12 protein-coding genes are annotated in these 15,886 nt (G+C 74.3%); 4 read left to right on the top strand and 8 right to left on the bottom strand.

The window, feature by feature from the left end; translation table 11 throughout:
* Positions 1-2: 2 nt before the first annotated feature.
* The 5 genes from ACXNSR_RS21520 to ACXNSR_RS21500 are packed head-to-tail and all read right to left on the bottom strand — an operon-like array spanning position 3 to position 9,627.
* Positions 3-4,604: a type I polyketide synthase gene (locus ACXNSR_RS21520; RefSeq protein WP_458637164.1), complete on the bottom strand. Its 4,602-nt coding sequence runs from the start codon at positions 4,602-4,604 to the stop codon at positions 3-5.
* Entirely contained in the window at positions 4,601-6,466 is a 1,866-nt protein-coding gene (locus ACXNSR_RS21515) for an amino acid adenylation domain-containing protein (protein ID WP_458637163.1), read from the bottom strand. Before ACXNSR_RS21515 ends, ACXNSR_RS21520 begins: the two co-directional genes overlap by 4 nt.
* Entirely contained in the window at positions 6,456-8,108 is a 1,653-nt protein-coding gene (locus ACXNSR_RS21510; protein WP_458637162.1) for a condensation domain-containing protein, read from the bottom strand. The genes ACXNSR_RS21515 and ACXNSR_RS21510 overlap by 11 nt, the downstream gene beginning before the upstream one ends.
* A 5-nt stretch (positions 8,109-8,113) precedes the next feature.
* Entirely contained in the window at positions 8,114-9,028 is a 915-nt protein-coding gene (locus tag ACXNSR_RS21505) for a thioesterase II family protein (RefSeq protein ID WP_458637161.1), read from the bottom strand.
* Complete coding sequence (locus ACXNSR_RS21500) at positions 9,028-9,627, bottom strand: NADPH-dependent FMN reductase (protein WP_458637160.1); 600 nt, start codon at positions 9,625-9,627, stop codon at positions 9,028-9,030. Before ACXNSR_RS21500 ends, ACXNSR_RS21505 begins: the two co-directional genes overlap by 1 nt.
* Positions 9,628-10,094: 467 nt before the next feature.
* Here ACXNSR_RS21500 and ACXNSR_RS21495 point away from each other — a divergent pair, with 467 nt between their 5' ends.
* Entirely contained in the window at positions 10,095-11,126 is a 1,032-nt protein-coding gene (locus tag ACXNSR_RS21495) for an aspartate-semialdehyde dehydrogenase (RefSeq protein WP_458637159.1), read from the top strand.
* Between the two features lie 76 nt (positions 11,127-11,202).
* On the opposite strand, the gene ACXNSR_RS21490 is transcribed toward ACXNSR_RS21495, so the two are convergent.
* A complete protein-coding gene (locus tag ACXNSR_RS21490; protein WP_458637158.1) occupies positions 11,203-12,108 on the bottom strand; it encodes a LysR family transcriptional regulator in 906 nt (301 codons plus the stop codon).
* Positions 12,109-12,151: 43 nt separating this feature from the next.
* Positions 12,152-12,316, bottom strand: a complete 165-nt coding sequence (locus ACXNSR_RS21485; RefSeq protein WP_458637157.1) for a hypothetical protein — start codon at positions 12,314-12,316, stop codon at positions 12,152-12,154.
* A gap of 172 nt (positions 12,317-12,488) precedes the next feature.
* Between ACXNSR_RS21485 and ACXNSR_RS21480 the strand changes: the two genes are divergently transcribed.
* Complete coding sequence (locus ACXNSR_RS21480; protein WP_458637156.1) at positions 12,489-13,496, top strand: helix-turn-helix domain-containing protein; 1,008 nt, start codon at positions 12,489-12,491, stop codon at positions 13,494-13,496.
* Between the two features lie 35 nt (positions 13,497-13,531).
* Here ACXNSR_RS21480 and ACXNSR_RS21475 read toward each other — a convergent pair whose 3' ends face one another.
* Complete coding sequence (locus ACXNSR_RS21475) at positions 13,532-13,702, bottom strand: MbtH family protein (protein WP_458637155.1); 171 nt, start codon at positions 13,700-13,702, stop codon at positions 13,532-13,534.
* Between the two features lie 229 nt (positions 13,703-13,931).
* Between ACXNSR_RS21475 and ACXNSR_RS21470 the strand changes: the two genes are divergently transcribed.
* Positions 13,932-15,185, top strand: coding sequence for an MFS transporter (locus ACXNSR_RS21470; protein WP_458637154.1), 1,254 nt, complete (start codon positions 13,932-13,934; stop codon positions 15,183-15,185).
* Between the two features lie 144 nt (positions 15,186-15,329).
* On the top strand, positions 15,330-15,863 hold the full coding sequence (locus tag ACXNSR_RS21465; RefSeq protein WP_458637153.1) for a TetR/AcrR family transcriptional regulator: 534 nt from the start codon (positions 15,330-15,332) through the stop codon (positions 15,861-15,863).
* Positions 15,864-15,886: the final 23 nt, after the last annotated feature.

The raw sequence follows: 15,886 nt of genomic DNA, 5'->3' as shown, positions 1-15,886 counted from the left end.
GGTCAGCGCTCACCCTTCAGCTTCTGCTCGGCCTCGGCGGCGGAGAGGGCTTCGACCTCGCGCAGCATCGCCTCGAACTCGTCCAGACCGATGGACTCGGCCTGGTGGGCGCGGATCGCCGCCGCGAGCCCCGGTACGGTCGGCGCCTCGAAGACGGCGCTCATCGGGAAGTCACCGTGCGCCTGGCGCAGCCGGCCCACGATCTGGATGGCGAACAGCGAATTCCCGCCCAGGTCGTAGAAGTCGTCGTCGGGGCCGATCGGGGAGGCGCCGAGCATCTCCTGCCACACCCGGGCCACCGACTGGGCCAGCTCGTCGTCCGGCCACACCGTGGCGGGGTCCCAGTCGCCGGCCTCGCCCCGGCCGCTGCCGAGCGCACTGGTGAAGGAGGCCGCGGTCATGCCCTGCTGGTCGGCCAGGACGTCCTGGAAGTCGGCCCGGGACACGACCAGCTGGGGCAGGCCGGCGAAGAGCGCGGCACGGGCCAGCGCGAGGCCGTCGGCGACGGGGATGCCCTGGCTCAGGCGCAGCCGCTCGTACAGTTCGCGCACCTCGGGCAGTCCGGCCATCTGCAGCTCGAACCAGTCGTCCCACTCCCACTGCGACCAGTCGAGGGTGACGGTGTTGCGGCCCCGGGCGGAGCCCGCGGCGGCGAAGGCGTCCAGGAAGGCGGCGGCCGCGCAGTTGTCGGCCTGGCCGAAGCCGCCGACGATGCCGGTGGTGGCCGAACCCGACAGGAAGAAGTCCAGGTCGTCGTCGGCGAGCAGCTCTTCGAGGAGCAGCGTGGAGCGCACCCGCGCCCCCAGTACGGCCTCGAAGTCGTCCCGCGACTTGAGCGCGACGAGTCCGGTGCCGCGGGCGTCCGCGCAGTGCAGTACGCCGTCGACGGCGCCCAGTACGGAGCGGGCCTCCTCGACGAGCGCCCGGGCCTGCTCCGGGTCGGCCAGGTCGGCCGCCCGGTAGGTGACGGCGCCCGGACGGGCGGCGCGCAGCGCGGCGATCCGCTCGGCGCGGTCCCGTTCGGCCCCCGCGGGCAGCGCGGCCCACTCGCTCTCGGCCGGGAACCGCGGGTCCCCGACGAGCACCAGGCGGGCGCCCGCCCCGGCGAGCTGCTCGGCGAAGCTCAGCCCTGCCTCGCCGGAGACGCCGGTGACCAGGTAGCCGGCGTCGGCCCGCCAGGCCCGCTCGACGGGGACGGCCGCCGGCTCGACCGGTGCGAAGGCCCGGCACAGCCGCTGGGCGCCCCGGTAGGCGACGAGGGTCTCGGTGCCGGGACCGGCCAGTTCGGCGGTCAGCTGCCGGATGAGGCGCGTCCGCGCGGCGTCGTCCGCCGGGGGCAGCACGTCGATGCTCCGGCACGTCAGCCAGGTGTACTCCTGAGGCAGGACGGTGACCGCCCCGTACAGGGCGGCCCGCTCGGGGCGGGTCACGTCCGAGCCGTGCGCGTCCTGCAGCCGGTCGGTGAGGACGTCGACGCGCACCGGGGTGTCGGTGCCGCTCTCGCCGAGGGCCTGGGCCAGCGCGACCAGGCTGTGGAAGCCCGTGGCCACGCCGTCGGCGTAGCGGTCGGCGGCCGTGGCCGGAGCCGGGCCGTCCTGCCCGGTGACGGCCCAGGCGTGCACGATCCGGTCCGGGACCGACCCGTCCTGGCGCAGCTCCGCCAGGACGCGGGCCAGGTGTCCGGCGTCCGCCGGGTCGGCGTCGAAGCCGTGCTCGGAGGTGCGGGCGTACGCCGTCGCCCTGCGCACGGTGGTGACGCGCTCGCCGCGCCCGCGCAGGCCGGCGGCCAGTTCGTCGGTCAGTCCGCGGTCGTCGGCCAGCACCAGCCAGGTGGCCGGTCCGTCCGGTCCGGCCGGCTCCGGGGCGGCGGCCGGCGGCGTGCGGTGCCAGACCGGCGCGTACGTCCAGCGCGAGCTGTCGGTGCGCACGCTCGTGGCCCCGGCCGCCTTGGGCAGCAGGAAGCTGCGGCCCCGGAACGGGTAGGCGGGCAGCGGCACGCGGCGGCGCCCGCCGCCCTCGTGCAGGGCGCTCCAGTCGACGCCGACGCCGTGGCGCCACAGCTCGGCCAGGCCCTCGCGGACCGCGCGGTTCTCGGCGGGCGCCCCGGCACCGGCCCGCGGCTTGCGCAGCAGGGTGACGACGGGGCCCGGCTCCGGGTGGGCCTTGACGAGCCCGCCGAGCTGGCTGCCGGGACCGGCCTCGACGAACACGACGGGGCCGCGCTGGGCGAGGGCGGCGACGCCGTCGGAGAACCGGACGGGCCGGCGGGTGTGCGCGACCCAGTACGCCGGGTCGGTGGCCTGCTCGTCGGTGATCCAGGTGCCGGTGACGTTGGACAGGAAGGGGATCTTCGGCGCGTGGAGCGTGACCGAGCGCAGCACCTCCTCCAGGGCGGGCAGGGCCGATTCGACCAGCGCGGTGTGGAAGGCGTGCGAGGTCTCCAGCTCGCGGACGGAGACGCCCCGGGCCTCCAGGATCCGGCGGGCCCCGTCGACCTCCTCGGGCGTGCCGGCGACCACGCAGGAGCCGGGCGCGTTGACCGCGGCGATCGTCGCGGTGGACGCGCCGTCGAGGGCCCGGGTGAGCGCCTCCTCGTCGAGGAGCACCGACAACATCCGGCCGGGCGCGAGGTCCTGCATCAGCTGGGCGCGGCGGGCGACCACGCGCAGGATGTCCTCCAGGCCGAACACCCCGGCCAGGCAGGCCGATACGTACTCGCCCAGGCTGTGGCCGGTCATGGCGGACGGCTGGACGCCCCAGGAGAGCAGGAGCTGCGCGGTGGCGTAGTCGACGGAGAAGACGGTGGGCTGGGTGTAGAGGGTCTGCCGCAGCCGCTCGCGGGTCTCCTCGCCGTCGGCGGCGAAGGCCACGTCCCTTACGTCCCAGCCGAGTTGGGGCAGCAGGAGCTCGGCGCACCGGTCGAGGGCCGCGCGGAAGACGGGCTCGGTGCGGTAGAGGTCCGCGCCCATGCCCGGGTACTGGGCGCCCTGGCCGGGGAAGAGGAACACGACCTCGGGCGACCCGTCGCCCTGCCCGGCGGCCACGGCGGGACGGTCCTGGCGCAGCGCGGCGGCGGCGCCCTCCGGGCTGTCGGCCACCACGGCGCGGCGGTAGGGGAGTTCGGCGCGGCCCGACTGGAGGGTGTGGGCGGCGTCGGCGAGGGCCGCACCGCTGCCGGTGAGCGCGTCCGCGAGGCGCTCCGCGGCGGCGTCGAGGGCCTCGGGGGTACGGGCCGACAGGGGCAGGACCTGCCAGTCGCCGTCCGCGGCGGGCTGCGCGGCGACGGCGGGGGCCGCCTCCAGCACGACGTGCGCGTTGGTGCCGCCGATGCCGAAGGCGCTCACCCCGGCGCGCGGCGGGGTCGCCGTCCGCGGCCAGGGGGTGCCCTCGCCGGAGACCACGAAGGGGCCCTTGTCGAGGGCGAGCCGCGGGTTGGGGGCGCGGAAGTGCGCGGTCGGCGGGATGAAACGGTGCTCCAGGGCGAGCGCGGCCTTGATCAGGCCGGCCACGCCGGCGGCCGCGTCGAGGTGGCCGATGTTGGACTTCACCGAGCCGAGGTGGACGGAGCCGGCGGCCGCGTCGGGACCGAACGCCTCGGTGAGCGCCTGCACCTCGATGGGGTCGCCGAGCGGGGTGGCGGTGCCGTGCGCCTCGACGTACTGGACGGTGCCGGGCTCGACTCCCGCGACGGCCAGCGCCTCGGCGATGACCTCGGCCTGGCCGTGCGGGGACGGCGCGGTGAAGCCGATCTTCGCGGCGCCGTCGTTGTTGACGGCCGAGCCGCGGATCACCGCGTGGATGTGGTCGCCGTCGGCGACGGCGTCCTCCAGGCGCTTGAGGACGACGAGGGCGACGCCGTCGCCGGAGACCGTGCCGGAGGCGTCCGCGTCGAACGGGCGGCAGTGGCCGTCGGTCGAGAGGATCGCGCCCTCCTCGTAGCGGTAGCCGCGCGGCTCGAACTCGCGCACCGCGACGCCGCCCGCGAGGGCCATGTCGGATTCGCGGGCGAGCAGCGACTGCACGGCGAGGTGCACGCCGACCAGCGAGGAGGAGCAGGCGCTCTGCACGGTGAAGCTGGGGCCGGTCAGGCCGAGCTTGTAGGAGACGCGCAGCGCCAGCATGCCGGGGTCGTTGCCGATCGCGACCTGGATCTCGTCGGAGATCCGGCCGTCGGTGCCGGCGTCGGCGATCCGCTCGCGCAGGTAGCCGCTGCCCGAGGTGCCGGCGAAGACGCCGGTGCGGCCGTCGAAGGAGCCCGCCGGGTAGCCGGCCCGCTCCAGGGCCTGCCAGGCGGTCTCCAGCAGCAACCGGTGCTGCGGGTCCATCAGTTCGGCCTCGGAGCGGGTCACGCCGAAGAACTCGGCGTCGAACCGGTCGAACCCCTCGACGGGGAAGCCCGACTTCACGTAGGCAGGGTCGGCGAGCAGCCGCTCGGACACGCCCGCCTCGGCGAGCTGCTCGTCGGAGTAGTCGGTGCGTCCCTCCTCGCCCGCCGCCACCATGCGCCACAGGGCGTCGACATCGCCGGCACCGGGGAAGCGGCCGCTCATCCCGATGATGGCCACGGACTGCTCGGGCAGCGGCAGATCCGCTTCGTACGTCATGCGTTCTCCCCGTGCGGGTTGGTTGTGGACTGTGCGGCGAGCAGCTCTTCCAGGGCCGCCGCGAGTTCCCGGACCGTGGGCAGGTCGAAGAAGATCCGCAGCGTCACGGCGACGCCGAACTGCTCCTTCGCACGGGCCACGGCCTGGGTCGCGAGCATCGAGTGCCCGCCGAGGTCGAAGAAGTCGTCGTCGAGGCCGACGCGGTCGACCGAGAGCACGTCGGCCCAGATCTCCGCGAGGGCCTTCTCCACCGGGGTGCCGGCGGCCTCGAAGCCGGCGCCCAGGTCGGGGCGTACGGCCTCGGGCGCGGGCAGGGCCCGCCGGTCGACCTTGCCGTTGAGGGTCAGCGGCAGCCGCTCCAGCGGCACGAAGACGTTCGGCAGCATGTACGCGGGCAGGGTGCGCCCCAGGTGCTCGCGCAACTCGCTGGTGCTGTCGCTGAGTTCCGCGCCCGCGGACACCCAGTACGCGACCAGGCGCGGCTCGCCCACCGAGTCCTCGTCGACGGTCACCACGCAGTCCCGGACGTCGGGGTGGCGGGTCAGGGCGTTCTCGATCTCGCCGAGCTCGATGCGGTAACCGCGCACCTTGACCTGGTGGTCGAGCCGGCCGAGGTACTCGTGGTCGCCGTCCGAGCCGCGCCGGGCGCTGTCGCCCGAGCGGTAGCGCCGGGCGCCGGGCTCGGCCGCGTCCGGGTCGGGCAGGAAGCGCTCGGCGGTCAGGGAGGGCCGGCCCAGGTAGCCCCGGGCCACTCCGGCGCCGCCGACGAACAGCTCGCCTGCCTCGCCGTCGGCCGCCGGGGCGCCGTCCGCGCCGGCGACCCGCATCGTCCAGCCCTCGAAGGCGCCGCCGATCATGGAGCCGGCCCCGGCGTCGAGGTCGGCCGAGGTCATCCGGCGGTAGGTGGAGTGCACGGTGGTCTCGGTGATCCCGTACATGTTGACGAGCTCGGGCCGCGCGTCGCCGTGCCGGGCGATCCACGGCCGCAGCATCTCGGGCGGCAGCGCCTCGCCCGCGAAGACCACCAGGCGCAGCGCGTCCAGGGCGGCCGGTCCGGTGCCGGGCGGCTGCTCCTCCTCGTACCGCACCAGCTGCCGGAACGCGGCCGGGGTCTGGTTGAGGACGGTCACCCGCTCGCGGTGCAGCAGCGCGTGGAACTCCTCCGGCGAGCGCCGGGTCTCCTCCGGTACGACGACGAGCCGGCCGCCGTGCAGCAGCGCGCCCCACATCTCCCACACCGACACGTCGAAGGCGGCGGAGGCGAACATCGACCAGACGTCGTCGGGGCCGAAGCCGAAGTGGCCCTGCGTGCCGTCGAGCAGGCCCGTCACGTTGCGGTGCTCGATCATGACGCCCTTGGGGGTGCCGGTCGAGCCGCTGGTGTAGATGACGTACGCGAGGCTCGCCGGGCCGGTGCCCGCGTCCTCGGGCGCGGTGTCCGGGTGCCCGCTCAGGTCGGTGCCGCCGGGGCCGGTCACGACGGTGTGCGCGGCGGGCAGGCCCCGCCCGTCCCGGTCGGTGACCAGGACGGCGGCTCCGGCGTCGGCGAGGGTGAAGGCGATCCGCTCGTCGGGGCTCGCCGGGTCGAGCGGCACGTACGCGCCGCCCGCCTTGAGCACCGCGAGCAGCGCCGTCACCAGGGCGGTGGTGCGCTCCATGCAGACGGCGACGGGCAATTCGGGGCCGACGCCGAGCGAGCGCAGGTGGTGGGCGAGGCGGTTGGCGGACCGGTCGAGCTCGCGGTAGGTCAGCCGGCCGTCGGTGCCGGTCACGGCGATCGCGTCGCCCAGGACCGACGCCTGCCGGGCGAACCGGGCGTCGATGGTGCCCGTTGCCGGGGCGGCCAGTGGGTCAGCGGTCACGGTGCGTGTTCCTCTCGGCGGCGGACACCCGGAAGCGGACCGCTGGGAGATCCAGCACGGGCCCGTCCGGGAAGGTGATTGCGTCGTGGAGCGTCTGCTCGTAGGCGGCCAGCAGCGCGGCCGGGGTCTCGGGCCCGAACAGGTCGGTGTCGTATTCGAGGGTCAGCGCGACCCCGGCACCGCTCTCCTGCGCGTACAGGCTGAGGTCGTACTTCGCGGTGTCCTGCGGGCCCGTGAGGTCGAGGGAACAGTGCTCCAGCCCGGCGAAGACCGGGTCCGACTGCTCCTTGAGGAAGCTGAACATCACCCGGAACACCGGCAGGAAGTCCCTGCTGCGCCGCGACACCAGGGCCTCGACCAGCTTGTCGAAGGGCAGTTCCTGCTGCGCGGACGCGTCGAGCAGCGCGGTGCGGGTCCGGGCGAGCAGCCCCCGGAAGGCCGGGTCCCCGCCGAGGCCGACACGGACCGGAACCATGTTGATGAGGCAGCCGAGGAGCTCCTGGAGCTCGGGCCGGGTGCGGCCGGCGACCGGGATGCCCACGGTGACGTCCTCGGTCCCGGACCAGCCCGCGAGCAGCGCCTGGAAGGCGGCGAGCAGCGTCATGTTGAGCGTTCCGCGCTCCGCCCGGCCGAACTCCCGCAGACGGGAAGTCAGTTCCGGCCCGAGTTCGCGGGTGACGACCGCGCCGCGGAAGGACCGGTGACGGGGCCGGGGGTGGTCGGTGGGCACGGCGAGGGCCTGCGGGTCGTCGCCGAGCACCGCCCGCCAGTGGGCGGTCAGGGCGTCCAGGGTGTCGCCCCGGAGCCGCTCGCGCTGCCGGACGGCGTAGTCGGCGTACTGCAGCGCGGGCGTGTCGCCGGCGCCCGCGACCGGGTCGCCGTACAGCTCGCCCAGTTCGCGGAAGAAGATCTCGACGGACCAGCCGTCGATGGCGATGTGGTGGAACGTCACCACCAGGTGGTGGTCCTCGGCGCCGAGTCGCAGCAGATGGGCCCGCAGCGGCAGGTCGGCGGCGAGGTCGAAGACGTACGCGCCGGCCTCGGCGGCGATGCGCGCCGCCTCGGCCGCGGGTTCCGCCGCGGCGGACAGGTCGGTGGTGGGGAGCGGGAACTCCCCGGGGGCGACGGCGACGGCCTGGTGGGGGACCCCGGACGACTCCTGGTAGGTGGTGCGCAGCACCTCGTGCCGGGCCACGAGCGCGGTCAGCGCCCGGCCGAGCCGGCCGTGGTCCAGGGCGCCGCGCAGCCGCAGCACCGTCGGCACGTTGTAGAGCGTGGTGTCGGGGTCGATCTGCTGCATGAACCAGAGCCGCTGCTGGGCGAAGGACAGTGCGGGCCGCTCCGGCCGCGTCCCGGCCGGCGGGTCCGCCGTTCCGGCCGCCGAGGGTGCCGAGGGCGCCGCCCCCGCCCTGCCGGCCGCCATGGCGGCGCGCACCAGGCGGGCCATGCCCTCCAGGGTGTCCGCGTCGAGCAGTCCCGCCGGCTCGACGCGGGCGCCGAGCTCCTCGTCGATCCGGTCGGCGAGGGTGCCCGCCGTCTCCGGCCGCCCGCCGAGTGCCCGCCAGTGCGAGCCGAGCGTCACGTCGGTGGCCCCGAGGAGCTCCGCCCACATCTGGGCGAGCTCCTCCTCCACGAATCCCATGACCGTCATATGAGTTGTGTCCCGGAGTGAGAGTGACGCACGGCGTCCTGGAGCAGTTCGAGGAATTTCGGCGGATTGCCGCTGAAGTAGAAGTGGTCGCCCTCGAAGACGTGCACGTCGGCGTCGGCCGTCGTGTGGGCGCCCCAGGCGCCGGCCTCGGCGAGCGGCACGTCGGGGTCGCCGTCGGCGACGAACACGGTGACCGGGCAGCCGACCACGGCGCCCGCGTCGACCCGGTACTCCGCCAGGGCGCGCAGGTCACCGCGGATGGCGGGAAGTACGAGCTGCAGCAGCTCCGGGTCCTGGCGCACTCCGTCGCTCGTGCCGCCGAGGCCCATGATCCGGGCCAGCACGGCGTCGTCGGGCTCGGGCTCGGCCCCGGAGCCGGCGCCGGACGCGGACCCGCCCGAGGTCAGCCGGTCCGTACGCACCGAGGGTGCCGAACTGGCCGAGGCGACGAGGAGGTGGGGAGCGGTGCCCCCGGCCGACTCCAGCCGCCGGGCGACCTCGAAGCCGATGAGCCCGCCCATGCTGTGCCCGAAGAAGGCCGGGCGCCTGGGCAGCCGGGTGCGCAGCGCCTCGTGGATGCCGTCCGCCAGCGCCGCCACCGATCCCGCCGGCTCCTCGAAGAGCCGGTTCTCGCGCCCCGGGTACTGGACGACCAGCATCTCGATGTCCGGGTCGAGCGCCGCCGACAGGTCGAAGTAGTAGCTGGCCGACCCGCCCGCGTGCGGGAAGCAGACCAGGGTGTACCGGGCCGCCGGCTTGGGGTGGAAGCAGCGGATCCAGGTGGTGGGGGCGGCGGCGGCAGTGCCGAGGGCACGCGCCGGTGCCGTCGTGGCCGTGCCGCCGTCGGGACAGTGGCTTTCGCAGGGACAGTGGCCTTCGCCGGGACAGTGGCCCTCGCCGGTGGTGCCCATCAGGCGTGCACCTCGTCCGCACGCGGCGCCCGGTGGGCCCGGCGCGCCTGCGCGAACTCGACGACCTGGCCGGCCATCGCGGTCAGCTGCTGCTGGATGTGCGGATCGGAGCACGCGCCGTCCGCGCCGAACCCGGCCGCCGCGCTGTTGATCGCCACGCCGAGCGGGGTGGTCCAGCCGCGCAGGGCGTGCACGATGTCCCGGAGCGCGGCGAGCGTGGTCACCGCACCCTGCCAGCCCATCCCGACGGACAGGCAGCCGACGGCCCGCTCCGAGAAGTAGGGCCGGGAGTCGCCGCGCAGCTCCTCGGTGTAGTCCAGGGCGTTCTTCAGGAGCCCGGACACCGTGCCGTGGTAGGCGGGGCTCGCCAGCACCACGCCGTCCGCCGAGGCCACCTCGTCGAGGAGCCGGCGCGCCCGGGGCGGGCAGGCCGCCACGCGCGGGTCGTAGAGCGGCATGACGAGGTCGGCGCCGCTGACGAGACTGACCTGCGCGCCCAGCCGGGCGGCCTCCGCGAGCACCACCCGCAGCCCGAGCTCCGCGGTGGAGCCAGGCCGGGAGGACCCCCCGATTCCGACGACCTTCACGGCCTGCTGCATGAACTCCCCGTTTCGCGTGTTTCCGGTCCGGAACCCCGGCCGCCCGTCCTCCCGGCGCTCCGCGTTCCCCGATGGTCGATCTCCCCGGTCGATCAGGACCGGCCACAGCCTTCGGCAAGCCAACTTGCAGGTCAACGCCCGCTGTCCGGGGAGATCCGATGGCCCCGTTCGGACATTCCGATGCCCGGACGGCCCGGCGGCCGTCAGCCGTCACGGCCCCGCTCCCACCGGGGACCCGGGCCGCGCCGGGCCGATCGCCCCCGCTGATGGGAGCCATCGGAGATACCCGTCGGCCCGCTCTTTCCCGGGCACCCCGGACGCGCGGACCATGGGAGCGGCGCCGATCGCGCACACCACTCCATGCCGAGCTTCCGGCCCGTACTCGAACAGGGTCATGTCCCGGAACCGACGGCCCGCACGGCCACCGGCCGTCGGTGTTCCCTGCCCACAGCGGATCCGAGAAGCCCATGCCCCAGGTCGACGACCCCGCCGCCCCCCGCCTCGCCGTCGTCGGAGCCACCGGCGCGGTGGGCGGAACCCTGCTCGAACTCATCGAGGACCGCGCCCTGCCGTACCGGCGCCTGCACCTGGTGGCCTCCGCCCGCTCGGCCGGCCGCACGATCCGCGTCGACGGCCGCGACCAACGCGTCGCCGAGCTCTCCCGGTTCGCGTTCGGGACGGTGGACGCCGCCCTGTTCTGTGCCGGCGAGCAGGTCAGCAGGGAGTGGGTCCCGGTCGCCGTGGCCCAGGGCGCCCTGGCCATCGACAGCACCTCCGCCTTCCGGATGGCCCCGGGCACCCCCCTGGTCGTCCCGCAGCTCAACGCGGCCGAGCTGGGCCGCCGGCCGGCGGGCGGGGTGATCGCGGTGCCCGGCGCCGCCGCGGTGCCCGTGGTCCGCGTGCTGCGGGACGTGGAGCACCGCTGGGGGATCCGCCGGATCGTCGTCAGTACGTACCAGGGCGCCTCGGGCGCCGGGCACGGCGGTATCGAGGAGCTCCAGGACGGCTCGCGCACGGTCCTGCAGGACCCGCAGGCCACGGTGCCCTCCGCGCGGTTCTCGCCCCCGCTGGCCTTCAACGTGCTGCCCGGCATCGGCGAGGTCCTGGAGGACGGCTCGACCCTCCAGGAGCGGGAGGTGGCCGACGAGGTCCGCAAGGTCCTGGGGCTGCCCGGTATCGAGGTCACGGCGACCTGCGTCCGGGTCCCGATGGTCAGCGGGCACGGCGCGGCGGTGTGGGTGCAGTGCCGCTCGGCGGTGGACCGTGCCGAACTGGTGGCACTGCTGCGGGCACTGCCCGAGGTCGTGGTCCACGACCCCGGCGGCCCGGCCCCGGCGGCGCTGGGCGATCCGGACCGGCTCCACGTGGGGCGCATCCGGGTCTCGGCCACCGCCCCCGAGGACTTCTGGCTGTGGCTGGCCACCGACAACCTCCGGGTGGGCGGCGCGCTGGACGCCGTACGGATAGTGGAGGAACTGCTGGCCCGGGGCGCCCTGTGAGCACGGCCCCGACCGCCCGCGCGAAGGCGGGTCGGGCGGGGCCGCGGGTGCCGGCGGAACCGCATGAGGGCGGCCTTCAGCAGGCGACCAACTGCCGGTCCTGCTCGGCGAAGCGGACCATCCAGTCGATGAACACCCGCATCTCACGCGTGAGGTGACGCCCGTACCGCCACGCGATCTGGGTGTAGACCTCGAACGGAGCCTTCCAGTCCAGCACGGTCAGCGACCGCGCCTCGATCTCGGCGGCCACCGCCATCGCGGGCAGCACACTGACGCCGAGACCGGCCGAGACCCCGCGCTTGATCGACTCGATGTTGCCGAACTGCAGCAGCGGTACGGGATGATCGGCGCCGCCGTTGAGCTCCGCCTCGAACATCGCCCCGTACGAGCAGCCCGCCTCCGGCGCCAGGATGGGCACCGCGCGCAGATCGCTGGTGGTGACGTTCCGGGCGCCGGCCAGGACATGGTCCGGGGCGGCCACCGCGACCAGCGGCTCGGAGCCGAGGATCTCGGTCGTGACCCCGGGGTGGTCGGTCTCGGCCTCCATGAGGAAGCCGAGGTCGAAGGTGCCCTGCCGGAGCGCCTCGCAGGTGTCCCGGCACAGGCTCGGCCGCAGCGCCAGCTGGAGCTGCGGGTAGCGGTGGTGGAAGTACTCCAGGACCGGGGGCATCCGGTAGGAGGTGAAGCTCTCCATCGTGCCGATCGTGAGCACCCCCGAGGGCTCGCCCAGGCCGGTGGTCCGGTCCCGGGCCTCGTCGACCAGGCACAGGATCCGCTCCGCGTACGGAACGAGCCTCTCCCCGGCCGGAGTCAGCCGGATCCGCCCCCGCAGGCGCTCGAAGAGCTCCACCCCCAGCGCCGCCTCCAGGCCTTTGACCTGGGCGGTGACGCTGGACTGCGCGTACTTCAGGTCGGCTGCGGCACGGGTGAAGCTGAGCAGGGTCGCGACCCGGTGAAAGGTGGTGAGCTGCTTCAGGTCCATGCGCTGTCCCGGCGGCGCGCCGTCCCCGTGCCGGTGGCGTCGGTCACTGCCAGCCCATGTCGGTCTTCTGGCCGTCGGCCTGGGTGGTGGGCACGGCTGCGCCCTGCGGTACTTCGGTGGTGGCGGCCTGCGCGGTGGCGGGCGCCATCAGAACGGCGGCGCCGAAGACGACGATCGCCACGGCTTTGCCCATACGAGTGCTCAGCATGAAAAACATCCCCCTGTGACATGCGTGTTTCTTGCGGCTCCAGCATCACCACGCGTCACAGGCCCGGGAAAGGGGTTTTCGGTGGCCAGATTGGGCCCTGACCCAATCTGGCCAGCACGGGCCGAACAGGCCCCGCCGGAGATAATGTCCTCTGCTGACGGGTGGGGGGCCGATGCTCGACGTACTGGGACTGGACAGACTGACCGAAGCCGTTTACCGGGCGATGCTGAGCCACCCGCGGGACGGCGCCGAGACCCTGGCCGGGCTGCTCGGGATCCCCGAAGAGGCCGTGCACGCAGCGTGGGAGCGGCTGTCCGGCCTCTCCCTCGTGCAGTACCCCGCCGGCGGACCGGCCGGTGCGCCGGCGACGCCCCGCGCGGTCAGCCCGGAGGTCGGCCTGGAATACCTGCTCGCCCGGCGCCAGGCCGAGCTGGCCCTGGAGAACCAGCGCATCGCGGGCGCCCGGGCCGTGGCCCAGCAGCTGGTCTCCGAGTACGAGGACCTGCGCCCGGTCGGGGCACCGGTCAGCGTGGAGCACCTCGCCGACGTCGACGAGGTCCGGACCCGCCTCGCGGTGCTCACCGAGAACGTCCGCACCGAGGTGATGGTCTTCGCCCCCGGCGGGGCGCAGACGGAGGCGAACATGGCGGCCTCCCGCCCGCTCAACGAGCGGCTGCTCGGCCGGGGCGTCACCATGCGGACCATCTACCTCGACAGCGTGCGCAACAACCCGGCGAGCGAGGCGCACGCCAAGTGGCTGACGGAGCTCGGCGGCCAGGTCCGCACGATCGCCGTGCTGCCGCTGCGGATGACCATCGTGGACCGGACGACCGCCGTACTGCCCGTCAACAGCGAGGACAGCGGTGAGGGCGCGGTCGCCCTCACCGGCCAGGGCACGCTCACCGCCCTGTGCACCCTCTTCGAGACGGTGTGGGAGAACGCCCGGCCACTGGGCCGGGCTCCGCGCCGCGACGAGTCCGAGCTGGACCACCAGGAGGCGGCCAGCCTGCGCCTGCTCGCAGAGGGGCACACCGACGAGGGGATCGCCAAGCGCCTCGGTGTCTCCCACCGCACGGCCCGCCGCATCGCCACGGTCCTGATGGAACGCCTGGGCGCCCGCAGCCGCTTCGAGGCCGGTGTCCGAGCGGTCCAGCGCGGCTGGCTCCCCCCGGACGCGTGACCCGGAGCCGATGACGCCCCCCGGGCCGTGTCCGCCTAGCGCACGCTCAGGGGGCGCTGGTCCTTCCACACCTCGTCGATGTACTCGAGGCACTCCTCCTTGGTCCCGGTCACGCCCGTGTCCCGCCAGCCCAGCGGCACTTCGCGCCCTTCGGCCCAGATCGAGTACTGCTCCTCGCCGTTGACGACAACGGTGAACCGCCCCACGCCGCACCTCCACGTACGCGCCGGCCCGACAGCCCGGCGACCTCATCTGCGGGCCCCAGCCTCATCGGCCCACCCCGCCACCACAACACCCGCCCCATACCGGCTCCCGAACCGCGCAATCGCCCCAGCCGATCGCGGCGGAGCGGGGCCCGTTGAATAGACGCAACGTCTAGTCTAATGTCACAGCCAGACGCAACGCATCGTCCAGTCTTTTGCCGGAGGTCATCCCGTGCCGAACCGAACCGACCGCACCGACTCCCCGCCGGACGCCGACTCCCCTCCGGACGCGGCGACTTCACCCGCCCCCCGCCGCAGGCTCGCGGCCGCCGTCGTCGCCTTCGCTTTCTGGATCACCATGGCGGGGACCACGGCACCCACCCCGCTCTACCCGCTGTACGGCGCGGAGTTCGGCTTCTCCCCGATCACCGTCACCGTGATCTTCGCCGTCTACGCCCTCGGGGTCGTCCTCGGACTCCTCGCCTTCGGGCGCCTGTCGGACCAGATCGGGCGGCGCCCCGTACTGGTCGCGGCGACCCTCCTCTCCGTCTGCGCCGCCCTGGTGTTCCTGGCCGCCGACGACGTGGCCGTCCTGCTCGTCGCCCGCGTGGTCTCCGGCTTCTCCGCCGCGCTCGTCACCGGCGCCGCCACCGCCTCGCTCACCGAGCTCATCCCGCCGGACCGCCGGATCCGGCCCGCGACGGTCGCGCTGTTCGCCAACATGGGCGGCCTCGCCTGCGGCACCCTGCTCGCCGGGATCCTCGCCGATGCCGCCCCCTCACCGCTGCGCACCCCGTGGCTCGTGATGCTCGCGCTGACGGCGATCGGGCTCGTCGGCGTGGCCTCGTCCCCGGAGACGGCCGCACACCGCTCCGGATTCACCTTCCGGTTCCAGCCGCTGCACATCCCGGCGGAGATCCGCCCGGACTTCCTGCGTTCCGCGATGGCCGCCGGGGCGGGCTTCGCCGTGCTCGGCGTACTCACCGCCGTCACCGGCCTGTTCCTCGGCACGGTCCTCCACGAGAGGAGCCACTCGCTCACCGGACTCGTCGTCTTCACCGCCTTCGCCTGCACCGCACTGGGCCAGCTGCTGGTCCGCCGGATCAAGCCGGGCGCCGCGCTCTCCGCGGCCTGCCTGGGGCTGATCCTCGCCGCGGGGCTGATCGCGCTCGCCATGGCGCTCGCGTCCCTGGTCCCGCTGCTCATCGGCGCCGCGGTGAACGGCCTGGCCACCGGCATCGCCCTCGGCCACGGCATCGGCGGCATCACCACCCGCAGCGACCCGCAGCACCGCGGGGCTTCGGTGTCGACGTTCTTCGCGATCCTGTACTCCATGCTCGCCGTCCCCGCCATCGGCGTCGGCGTACTGATCCGCGCCACGAGCCTGCGGCCGGCCGGGGAGATATTCAGCGCCCTGGTCGCCCTGCTCGCCCTCACCGTGCTGCTGAGCCTCGCCCGCAGCCGCAAGGGGCCGGTCGCTGCGTAGGTCCGGTGTGCCAGAATCGCGCCATTCGCACGGAACAAGAGGTGAACCACCATCAGCGCCGCACGGAAGACCGAAGGCCGCAGCGCCCCCTCCCCCGTCGTGAGCCGCACGGGTCCGCGGCGCAGTGAAAGCATCCGCGTCGCGGTGCTGAACGCAGCCGACGACCTGCTGGTGGAACAGGGCTTCGCCGCGACCACGATCGAGGGCATCGCCGCCCGGGCGGGCGTCGCCAAGCAGACGATCTACCGGTGGTGGAAGTCGAAGGTCGAGATCCTGCTCGACGCCCTGGAGGACGACGCCCTCGAAGGCCTCGCCTGGGCCGAGCCGTCCGGAACCGCCGCCGAGGACCTCACCGCACACCTGCACCGCGTCGCCGGCTTCTTCCAGGAGCCGGCGGGCCAGGTGCTCCAGGCGCTCCTCGGCCACGCCCAACTGGACCAGGGCACAGCCGCCGCCCTGCGCGAGGGCTTCCTGCTCAAGCAGCGCGAACGCGACCTGGCCGGCCTGCGCACGATCATCGAACGCCACACCGGGAAGACCCCGGACGAGGAGAACCTCGCCCGGCTCACCGATCTCCTGCTGGGCCCGATCTACTACCGCGTCCTCGTCTTCGGCGAACCGGCCGACAAGGACCTCATCGACTCCACCGCCCGCCTCATCCTGAACCTCACGGACTGACCACGAGGAGGAGCGCGGCTGCT

It is taken from the genome of Streptomyces sp. NC-S4, from assembly GCF_054353315.1.
This window is presented reverse-complemented; position numbering and strand designations above follow the sequence as displayed.

What these genes read in the sequence shown, in the direction of transcription:
- ACXNSR_RS21520 (WP_458637164.1), bottom strand. Translation starts at nt 4,604, where the DNA reads ATGACGTACGAAGCGGATCTGCCGCTGCCCGAGCAGTCCGTGGCCATC.
- ACXNSR_RS21480 (WP_458637156.1), top strand. Translation starts at nt 12,489, where the DNA reads ATGCTCGACGTACTGGGACTGGACAGACTGACCGAAGCCGTTTACCGG.
- ACXNSR_RS21505 (WP_458637161.1), bottom strand. Translation starts at nt 9,028, where the DNA reads ATGGGCACCACCGGCGAGGGCCACTGTCCCGGCGAAGGCCACTGTCCC.
- ACXNSR_RS21485 (WP_458637157.1), bottom strand. Translation starts at nt 12,316, where the DNA reads ATGCTGAGCACTCGTATGGGCAAAGCCGTGGCGATCGTCGTCTTCGGC.
- ACXNSR_RS21500 (WP_458637160.1), bottom strand. Translation starts at nt 9,627, where the DNA reads ATGCAGCAGGCCGTGAAGGTCGTCGGAATCGGGGGGTCCTCCCGGCCT.
- ACXNSR_RS21495 (WP_458637159.1), top strand. Translation starts at nt 10,095, where the DNA reads ATGCCCCAGGTCGACGACCCCGCCGCCCCCCGCCTCGCCGTCGTCGGA.
- ACXNSR_RS21510 (WP_458637162.1), bottom strand. Translation starts at nt 8,108, where the DNA reads ATGGGATTCGTGGAGGAGGAGCTCGCCCAGATGTGGGCGGAGCTCCTC.
- ACXNSR_RS21490 (WP_458637158.1), bottom strand. Translation starts at nt 12,108, where the DNA reads ATGGACCTGAAGCAGCTCACCACCTTTCACCGGGTCGCGACCCTGCTC.